The 9,482-nt window shown below is 41.6% G+C and carries 8 protein-coding genes and 1 riboswitch; of the genes, 5 read left to right on the top strand and 3 right to left on the bottom strand.

Going from position 1 to position 9,482, the window contains the following annotated elements:
* Positions 1-249: 249 nt before the first annotated feature.
* The 4 genes from FD04_RS05025 to FD04_RS05010 all read left to right on the top strand — a co-directional run bounded on the left by FD04_RS05025 (position 250) and on the right by FD04_RS05010 (position 4,575).
* On the top strand, positions 250-1,530 hold the full coding sequence (locus FD04_RS05025; RefSeq protein ID WP_056947472.1) for a cation:dicarboxylate symporter family transporter: 1,281 nt from the start codon (positions 250-252) through the stop codon (positions 1,528-1,530).
* 690 nt (positions 1,531-2,220) lie between these two features.
* A riboswitch (M-box (ykoK) riboswitch) is annotated at positions 2,221-2,386 on the bottom strand.
* A gap of 150 nt (positions 2,387-2,536) precedes the next feature.
* The gene (locus FD04_RS05020; RefSeq protein ID WP_054698892.1) at positions 2,537-2,887 is read left to right on the top strand and encodes a hypothetical protein; all 351 of its coding nucleotides are present in this window, start codon (positions 2,537-2,539) and stop codon (positions 2,885-2,887) included.
* Between the two features lie 329 nt (positions 2,888-3,216).
* Positions 3,217-3,858, top strand: a complete 642-nt coding sequence (locus FD04_RS05015; protein WP_056947470.1) for an SDR family oxidoreductase — start codon at positions 3,217-3,219, stop codon at positions 3,856-3,858.
* Positions 3,859-4,014: 156 nt separating this feature from the next.
* Entirely contained in the window at positions 4,015-4,575 is a 561-nt protein-coding gene (locus tag FD04_RS05010; RefSeq protein WP_054698896.1) for a VanZ family protein, read from the top strand.
* A 319-nt stretch (positions 4,576-4,894) separates the two neighbouring features.
* On the opposite strand, the gene gndA is transcribed toward FD04_RS05010, so the two are convergent.
* Both gndA and zwf read right to left on the bottom strand, forming a co-directional pair.
* Positions 4,895-6,331, bottom strand: a complete 1,437-nt coding sequence (gene gndA / locus FD04_RS05005; protein WP_056947468.1) for an NADP-dependent phosphogluconate dehydrogenase — start codon at positions 6,329-6,331, stop codon at positions 4,895-4,897.
* 352 nt (positions 6,332-6,683) lie between these two features.
* The gene (gene zwf / locus FD04_RS05000; RefSeq protein ID WP_056947466.1) at positions 6,684-8,156 is read right to left on the bottom strand and encodes a glucose-6-phosphate dehydrogenase; all 1,473 of its coding nucleotides are present in this window, start codon (positions 8,154-8,156) and stop codon (positions 6,684-6,686) included.
* Positions 8,157-8,659: 503 nt separating this feature from the next.
* Between zwf and FD04_RS04995 the strand changes: the two genes are divergently transcribed.
* Positions 8,660-8,872, top strand: coding sequence for a helix-turn-helix domain-containing protein (locus FD04_RS04995; protein WP_054699609.1), 213 nt, complete (start codon positions 8,660-8,662; stop codon positions 8,870-8,872).
* A gap of 79 nt (positions 8,873-8,951) precedes the next feature.
* Here FD04_RS04995 and FD04_RS04990 read toward each other — a convergent pair whose 3' ends face one another.
* Complete coding sequence (locus FD04_RS04990; protein ID WP_054698898.1) at positions 8,952-9,455, bottom strand: phosphatidylglycerophosphatase A family protein; 504 nt, start codon at positions 9,453-9,455, stop codon at positions 8,952-8,954.
* Between the last annotated feature and the right edge of the window lie 27 nt (positions 9,456-9,482).

The raw sequence follows: 9,482 nt of genomic DNA, 5'->3' as shown, positions 1-9,482 counted from the left end.
TAGGACGTTGCCACGCAACCTAGAGTTTCCGAGTAATCGGAAGCTCTTTTTTTGTCTAAAAAATCAAACACACTTCAAAATTTTGTAATAGAAAGTCATTAAATGAGAAAAAAGTTGACCGGTAAACCTTGATATAACAGCATTGTAGTCCTTGAACAAGTCAAATTTCAAAAGTGAGACACTAATTAACATGGAATATGATAAAATAGTAAGGGTGTTTTAATAATTATTTGGAATGAGGGGCGTAGAATGAAACATTATCGAGGCTATCGGTTAACCTTAGGGTGGCAAATTTTAATTGGATTGGTACTGGGAATTGTGCTTGGTGTTGTTTTTTACCAAAACAAAACGGCCATTATGGCGATGCAAAATATCGGGACGATGTTTATTAGTCTGATCCAGATGATTGTATTGCCAATTGTGGTGTCCTGTCTAACGGTCGGAATTGCCAACATGGGTGACATTAAAAAACTGGGTCGTATCGGTGGTAAAACGCTGATCTACTTCGAACTAATGACAACAATTGCCATTATTCTTGGGTTAGTCGTTGCCAATATTTTTCACCCAGGGGATTTTATTAATATCCACTCATTACAATCGCAAGATATTAGTCAGTATGTTTCAACTGCAAAGACTGCCAAACAACACAGTGGTATTTGGGATACACTGATGGGGATTATTCCAACGAATATCTTTAGTTCATTAAGCAACGGTGATATGATGCCGGTAATCTTCTTTAGCGTTTTCTTTGGCCTCGGGACAGCTGCTATTGGTGAAAAAGGTCAGATCATTATCGATTTCTTGCAGGCTGTATCTGAAGTGATGTTTAAAGTGACGAATTGGGTCATGCACGCTGCGCCAATTGGTGTCTGTGCATTGATTGGTGTGACCGTTGCCCAGATGGGACTGTCTGCGTTGGCGCCGCTTGGCTACTTCATTGTTTTGGCTTATGCGACAATGGCCGTTTTCATTCTGGTCTTTATGGGTCTGGTCGGTAAACTGTTTGGGCTTAATATCTTTACGCTCCTCAAAGTCATTCGGGATGAAGTTGTCTTGGCCTTCTCAACGGCAAGTTCTGAAGCTGCACTACCACGGATCATCGACAAGATGGATAAGTTTGGTGTTAGTCAAGGAATCGTCTCGTTCGTGATTCCGACCGGTTACACATTTAACCTTGATGGTTCTGCAATTTATCAATCACTGGCGGCGTTGTTCCTCGCGCAGGCATACCATATTCACCTGAGTTTGGGTCAACAGATTACCCTGTTAGTTGTCCTCATGATTACATCAAAGGGGATGGCAGGGGTGCCAGGAGCCTCATTCGTTGTGCTACTCGCAACGATCTCAACTATTGGCGTACCAATGGCGGGCTTAACCTTCATTGCCGGTATTGACCGTTTAGTCGATATGGGGCGGACTGCGGTTAACGTGGTCGGTAATTCACTGGCTTCAGTCGTTATTGCTAAATCTGAACACGAATTTGATGAAGATCAAGCAACTGCTTACGCTGCATCATTTAATAAAAAATAACAATTTAAAAGCGACTCGCAATTGCGAGTCGCTTTTTTGGTGCCGTCGTCATTGGATGTTGCACAAGTGAGGTTGATTCCCATCAAGCTATACTTGTTACAAATCATGGTCAACGTTGCCGGCGTTATAGTAAATTTTATGATGATGGTGTCGTTTTTAAAGTGAAATTCTTACGCTTTGATGCTGAAGTTAGCCGTACTAAAATCTCCCCACTAAGTTCCCCTAGTGGTGAAGCATAATTGTGTTAACCGGCATTTCACTGCCGACTGGTCAACCTTGGGTGCCGAGACCCTGACTGCCAACCCTTGCTTTCCCAATTCAATCGAATGAACAATTAATCGCACTAACGATATCTAACAGGCACTCCGCTATCAATTAGTTACAACACTAATTACGGGGTAAAACAGTGGCTGATTAATGGCTCGATCATTTTAAAAACGCCAATATAGGGCAGGGAAAGTAGGTTGTACAGTTAGAGCTCGGTCTATCTGTCAATGCCGCTTAGATGGGGCATTATAGCAGCTCGCTTTCCCTGACGCGCGTGATAAGACTGCGATCCAGGATCATGTATTTCAGTTGTCATAACACCCTCACCTCCAATTGTGGTTGCCGTGCGTTAGATGTAAAAAAGCGCTCAGCCAACAATTGACTGAGCGCTTATGTAGTCCGCACTCAAATAACCCATCTGGGTCGTTTAGCCAATCGTTGAGCTTTAGCACTATACGGCGTAGTTATTAGATAACAGCTACATTAGACCGAGCCTTTTTTTAACTCGGACAGCTGACTCATTGGCGTTTTTCGACGTTTCTGAGCAGTAGCGTTTTCCGTATAGGAGCCTCACCTAACGGCTTATTCCATTTCTACATTTAAGTATACACGTTAAAGTTAACTCTGACAATCAATCTGCCTAACCTTGATATAAAAGTGCTTGTCTTACCAAATAGGGCTAAAAGAACTATACTGGAAATGAAGGTTATATTAGACAACAAAATAAGGAGTGATCAGAGTGTTACAGCCAGGTGTCGTTTTATTTGATCAGTTAAGTGAATCGGCCAAACAACGTGCAGTACGCGACTTTATTGACTTTTACCTTAACAAATACCAAAGTGGTAGTTTAGAAATCTTGACTGATTTTCCAATTCAGTACGAAATGGAACAAATCAACCACGATATCCAACAAAACATTAGTTTCCACCCAGAACAGTTACGTCAATTTTTAAGTGAAAACGACGGACATTTGTTTGCACAAATCATTAGCGCCTTACATGAATCCTTTATGGAGAATGGTGTAATGGCGGAATCAAACTATGAAGAATGGTATCAAAAGCAATACGATGCAATCAAACCAGGACTTTAAAATAAAAAAAACGACCAGTAATGGTCGTTTTTTATTGGGGTTGAAAAGTAGATTAGATCCAATTTGTAGGGGAAATTGGATAAGAGTCGGTTTTGCCTAGTAAACCGATACTCTATATGATTAAAGGATGTAGTAGTTTGTTACTACAGTTAATAGATTAATTGTTCCACCTTAAACGAAGCTTAAAGAAACCTATAATGCTATTATCTTTAAAATAGCGAACGGGATAATAGCATTAATGTGTACGAGTACGTTATAATCAATAGTTGAAAACTCAAGCATGATTTCCAACATATTTTAAAATGTGTGGAAAAATGGAGGTTATTTGTATGAAAGTCTTTGTAATTGGTGCGAACGGTCATATCGGCCGCTTAATCAGTGAACAACTCGCGTCAGCAGGTGTTTCTGTGGTAGCAGGGATCAGAAAACCTGAACAAGCAGCATTCTTTGAGGATCGTCAAATCAAAACGGCGCATATCGACTTATTAGGACGTCCTGAAGAGATGGGCGTAACCCTTGATGGATTTGACGCAGTTATCTTTACAGCGGGCTCAGGTGGCAAAACTGGCGATGATATGACGCTCTTAATTGATTTAGATGGCGCAGTCAAAAGCATGCAAGCTGCTCAAATAGCTGGCATCAAACGATTCGTGTTAGTGAGTGCCCTTTTTGCTGAAAACCGTAACCGCTGGAGTGAAGCAATTAAACCTTATTACGCAGCCAAATTCTACGCGGATGAATGGTTACGCTATCGCACTAACCTTGACTATACGATTATTGAACCCGGTGCACTGACGTTTGACGCCGGTGTGGGCAAAATTGAAACGGCTGGTATTGAAGGTGGCTCAATTGCTCGCGAAGACGTTGCCAGTGCTGTTGTTGCTAGTTTAAGTGAACCGGCAACGATTAAGAAGACGATTTCAATGGTCACCGGCGAAACGCCAATTGCTGAAGCGTTAAAAAAGAGTTAAACGATTTGGTTTAAACTAGCTTTAAGAAATGATTGGTACTATAGTGACACTTGATGAACAAGCAAGGTCACAGATAGTCAACAGATTATCAATTGGGCCAGGGAGTGACGAATATGTCAGCTCTGGTCCTTTAATTTATAGAAGGGTGGTGATCGGATGACAAACTTTACGCAGTGGCTACCATATATCGCCTATGTATTCGTCGTACTCGTTGGTATGGGGCTATTAACTAGTAAAAAGCGGACAGCGGGGCAATTGATTACCATAGTGACATTTGGCGTCTATTTAACTGTCGTGGGTTATCTGACGCTGACCCCAACTTCCTTTGCATATGGTATCGTGCCAACTATGGAACCAGTCTGGGTCGGTACGGTGCCAACTAATCCAATTCCATTTAGAGGAATCGAACTCGATTTTTATATGAATATCTTGATGATGATTCCAATGGGGGTTTACTTCGGTCTTTTCCGACAACGGTCGACATGGCAAATCACATTGATTGGTGTGTTGATTGGGACCAGTATTGAGAGCACGCAGTTTGTGTTAGATATGGCGTTACACATGTCGCGCTGGGTCGATATAAACGATGTGATTACGAACGCAGCTGGTGTGGTCGTTGGGTACTTGGCAGTTATGCTGTTAAAGCACTCGCCATTTAAACGCGTCGTACGGTTCTTTTCATTAACCAAGGGTCAATTAGTACCACAGAAGATTTAAGCAACCTAACAATTTAAATAGGCGCTTCTCGAACAATCATGTTTGAGAGGCGCCTATTATTATTCTGCAACAAAAAGAGGCTGGGAAAAAAGTCCATATTGGTAAGTATCGAATTAATTTCTTAACTCGAAGTGAGTATAAAATTTCACTTTAGCTCAAGACCGTTATCTGATCTAAACGTGCGCAAAAGCTCAGGTCCCGGCCATATAAAAAGACCAGCCCGTAGATTCCAAAACCAGGAATCCACGGGTCGGTCTTCTTATATTCTGGGACCTAAACGAGTTTTTGCCCACTCACTTCAAAAGATACATAGCATCAATTATTGTTCTTCGTACCATGGATAGTGGAACATACCGTCACGATCAGTTCGTTCGTAAGTGTGCGCACCGAAGTAGTCACGTTGTGCTTGTAGCAAGTTAGCTGGCAAGACTTCTGAACGATATGAATCGTAGTAAGTGATGGAAGCGCTGAAGCTAGGCACTGGTACGCCCATCTTAACGGCTAAGGCAACCACTTCACGGGTTGATTCTTGGTACTTCGTAGCGATGTCCTTGAAGTAGTCATCCAAGAGTAAGTTCGTTAAGTTAGGGTTCTTGTCGTAGGCGTCAGTGATGTTTTGTAAGAAACGAGCACGGATGATACAACCGGCACGCCAGATTTGGGCTAATTGACCAAATTGCAAGTTCCAGTTGTTGTGTTCTGAGGCGAAACGAAGTTGTTCGAAGCCTTGAGCGTAACTCATAATCTTACTGAAGTAGAGCGCTTCACGGATCTTTTCAACCATTTCTTGCTTGTCGCCGATTTTTTCATCAGCTTTGGCAGCAGGTAAGACCTTAGATGCTGCAACCCGTTCGTCTTTCAACATTGAAATGTAACGAGCGTAAACAGATTCAGTAATAACGGATTGTGGCACTTGAATATCCAAAGCATCTTCAGAACTCCACTTACCAGTCCCTTTGTTGTTACCACGATCTAAGATCATGTCAACGATTGGCTTCGTCTTGTCGTCGCCTAAATCATCCTTACGAGTTAAGATATCAGCGGTGATTTCGATTAAGTAGCTATCAAGTTCACCCTTGTTCCATTCTTTGAAGATGTCAGCCATTTCATCGACGGAAATACCTAACACATTGCGCATGATGTTATAACTTTCATCAATTAACTCTTCGTCACCGTATTCGATACCGTTATGCACCATCTTAACGTAGTGACCGGCACCGTTTGGTCCAATGTAAGCGACACATGGCTTGCCATCTTGAGGTGCTTTGGCAGAAATCTGTTCAAGAATTGGGGCAACCAAGTCATAAGCTTCCTTTTGGCCACCTGGCATCAAGGATGGTCCTTGGAGTGCACCAAGTTCACCACCAGAAACGCCCATGCCGATGAAGTTGATACCTGATTCATCAAGCTTAGCGTTACGTGCCATTGTATCGTGGAAGTTTGTGTTACCACCGTCAATGAGGACATCACCCTTATCAAGCAGTGGTAAAAGTTCATCAATAACGGCATCAGTTGGCTTACCAGCTTTAACCATCAATAAAATTCGACGAGGCTTTTCAAGTGAATCAACAAAGTCTTCAATTGTATGACTAGGAATCAGTTTCTTTTCAGCGTGATCCTTCATTACTTGATCGGTCTTTGAAGCTGAACGGTTGTAGATACCTACAGTAAAACCGCGACTCTCAATGTTAAGGGCTAAGTTCTTGCCCATAACAGCCATTCCGACAACACCAATGTTTGCTAATTTATCAGCCATTACAAACCTTCCTTTAAATGAGTTATTGATTTGAATACGCTAATAGTTTAACATTTCACAATTTAAATGTGAAGTAAAAGAATCTCATTTAAGACTTTTTTTAAACGGTATAATATTGATAATTAGTGGTATATAACGTTTTCATTGTTTTAATAATGCGTGTTAATAGTTGAAATTTCACAAACAAAGTCACTATTGAAAATTCTAAAGGTGATTTGTGAATGATTATAGTGATTGATGATTGTTAACTAACGCACGAAATAATTCACGCGGTACGGTGACAGATTAAGACGTCACTATTCGACAGGATAAAAAAACACTTAGACCGGTTAGGCCTAAGTGTTTTTGATGATTACTTGTTTAAGCGATATACCCATTGACGGTGGTCGCGTTGGATCAATTCGTCTGCTGAGGCAGGACCCATTGAACCTGGGGTGTAGTTAGGAAACTGTGGTTGTTGCAAGTCCCAAACCTTGCGAATTTGGTCAACGAAGCGCCATGCATAGGAAACTTCTTGCCAACTAGAGAAGTTGGTGCCGTCACCCTTCATTGCATCGTGAATCAAACGTTCGTATGGTTCTGGCGTTGCTTTTGAATCAGCATCGTCCACGAAGTAGTCCAAGTCGATTGGAGCGGTTTGGAAACCTTGGCCGTTCGTCTTGGCGTTCAAACGAAGTGAGAAACCAGCGTGTGGTTCAATGTACATCGTCAAAACGTTTGCTTCAAGTGGTGCGTTGTGGTTTTGTGGGAATGAGAAGATGTCGATGAGTGGCTTCTTGAAGACAACGTCCACACGAGTGAACTTGTCAGCTAGCATCTTACCAGTCCGGATGTAGAATGGGGTACCTGACCAACGGTAGTTATCAAACAATAACTTACCAGCAACGAAAGTTTCGTTGGTTGAATCGTGAGGAACATTATCTTCATCACGGTAAGCGCGTTGTTCGTCACCGGCGCCATATTGACCACGTACGAAGTTAGTTGAAGCTTCGGCTACGTTGTAGACACGGAGTGAACGAAGAGCCTTCACCTTTTCAGCACGAATATCGACATCGGTAAATGAAACAGGTTGTTCCATGGCAAGCAAGCTGACGATTTGCATGATGTGGTTTTGGACCATATCACGTAAAGCACCAGAGTTGTCATAGTAAGAAGCACGTTCTTCAACACCTAACTTTTCAGAAAGCGTTACTTGAATGTTGTCGATGTAACGGTTGTTCCAAAGAGATTCAACCAGTGTGTTACCGAAACGAACAGCTTCAATGTTTTGAATCATTTCTTTACCCAAGTAGTGGTCGATTCGGAAGATTTGTTCTTCTTCAAATGACTTGCTAAGGGCATCGTTAAGTTTTTCAGCAGAGTCGTAATCGCGACCGAATGGCTTTTCAATCACAAGACGGTTGAAGCCTTCTGAATCAGTTAAGCCTTCGCTCTTAAGGTAACCAGCAACGACGCCGAAGAATGAAGGGGCAAGTGATAGGTAGAAAATACGGTTGCCTTGTAATTCAAACTTCTTATCGAGTTCGTTAGCACGGTCCTTTAATACAGAATAGTGGGCTTGATCAGTCACATCGTGTGCTTCATAAGCAAAGTGTGAGATGAACTTTTCAGCTTCCTTATCAGTCTTGGTCGTACCAAGTGATTTACGGACTGCTTCTTGGAATTGAGCATCAGTTAATTTGTTTCGTGAAGTACCAAGAACAGCAAAGTGTTCTCTTAAAGTACCTTTTTTGTATAAGTTAAACATGGAAGGATAAAGTTTCCGGTATGCTAGGTCACCGGTCCCACCAAAGAAGATGAATAGTGCAGTTCTTTCTGAAGCCAATACAGTCACTCCTTAAAATTAATGAGATAAAGTAGTCGATGACTAAGTGGCTGACAGAGATTCATCCTCGTCTAGACCACTTGTATCGAAATTATTATATAACAAATTCTGAGTAAAAAAAGGTAAATACGAAAACTTTCTCAAAGTAGTTTAGACTAAAACCTGTGTTACCGGTTTCTATACTATATGAAAAAAGCTTTCATAGAATATAACGTTTTTGAAAGAAAATTTATAGAAAATGGTTTCTTGATTTTCAATAATTTGAAAATTAATGAATACACATGATAATTGGTTTGTACCAATTCAAAATATTTCAACCAATCACCCATTCACTATACAGTGTGAAACGCGGTATAGCAAGGATTGTGGTTTATAAGTTCACGCTGAATCGTTCGGCGCCAACCAATCATTTTCATCCAAAATTAGGAAAACCGATAAAGCTTGCTTTTCTTGTCAATCAGTGTAAAATATCTTTGAATTTATCGAAAGGAAAGGGAACGACAATGACTTTGGGAGAACTTGCAGCCAAGTCAGGCATTGCAGCTGAACAGATTGCGACGTTCACGCGTGCTGGCCTATTACCTTGTAAAGATACGGCGAGCTTATACTCGGACAACGATCTCTACTGGCTGGATATGGTAAACTGTTTCGTCGAAAATGGTTCCTCGGTAGCTGAACTCAAAAACTTAATGCCGCTGTGTGAAGCACGAGTATAGTCTAATTAATAATAAAGGGCGCCAGGTATTCCTCATTGAGGCAATGTCTGACGTCCTTTTTGGTGTTCGTTAATAAAATTTAAGCGTACTTATGCGCAATTTTAGATCCAGCAGCGGCTGCCACTGCGGCAATAATATCATCTAAGAAGGTATTAACCCCTTCACCCTTAACGGTGTCTAGATTCTTTAAAATACCGTGTTTTTCACGGTCAAGGTAACCGAAATTAGTGGTCGCAATTTTACCATAAATCCCGGAAATGCCCCCTTCGGCTAGCAGTTCATCAACGCCAAAAACACCAGCATCGTTTTCAACGATGCTTTGTAGTGGCTCTGGTAACCCGTGTTTAGTGGCGATTTGATCCAACGCAATGCCGACCATTGCGTTGTTCATGACTTCGCGCTTGTGTAAGACGTCGATCACCGCTTCAACGGCTTCTTCCTTTTTCAATTCAGGCACGTATTGACGTTGCATGTCGTATGTAATAGCGGCAATGTCTTCAACCTTGATATTTTTTGATTCAAAATAATCAATGACACTCTTATAAGCAGCCGTATCTGGGTATTTGAAATCTCGATTATTCAACGCTGTCATCCCTTCCAATCTACATTA

The sequence above is a fragment of the Secundilactobacillus odoratitofui DSM 19909 = JCM 15043 genome, from assembly GCF_001434895.1.
GTDB lineage: Bacteria > Bacillota > Bacilli > Lactobacillales > Lactobacillaceae > Secundilactobacillus > Secundilactobacillus odoratitofui.
The sequence above is the reverse complement of the archived record's forward strand: the minus strand, read 5'-3'. Positions and strand labels throughout refer to the sequence as shown.

What these genes read in the sequence shown, in the direction of transcription:
- FD04_RS05025 (WP_056947472.1), top strand. Translation starts at nt 250, where the DNA reads ATGAAACATTATCGAGGCTATCGGTTAACCTTAGGGTGGCAAATTTTA.
- FD04_RS05015 (WP_056947470.1), top strand. Translation starts at nt 3,217, where the DNA reads ATGAAAGTCTTTGTAATTGGTGCGAACGGTCATATCGGCCGCTTAATC.
- FD04_RS05010 (WP_054698896.1), top strand. Translation starts at nt 4,015, where the DNA reads ATGACAAACTTTACGCAGTGGCTACCATATATCGCCTATGTATTCGTC.
- FD04_RS04995 (WP_054699609.1), top strand. Translation starts at nt 8,660, where the DNA reads ATGACTTTGGGAGAACTTGCAGCCAAGTCAGGCATTGCAGCTGAACAG.
- gndA (WP_056947468.1), bottom strand. Translation starts at nt 6,331, where the DNA reads ATGGCTGATAAATTAGCAAACATTGGTGTTGTCGGAATGGCTGTTATG.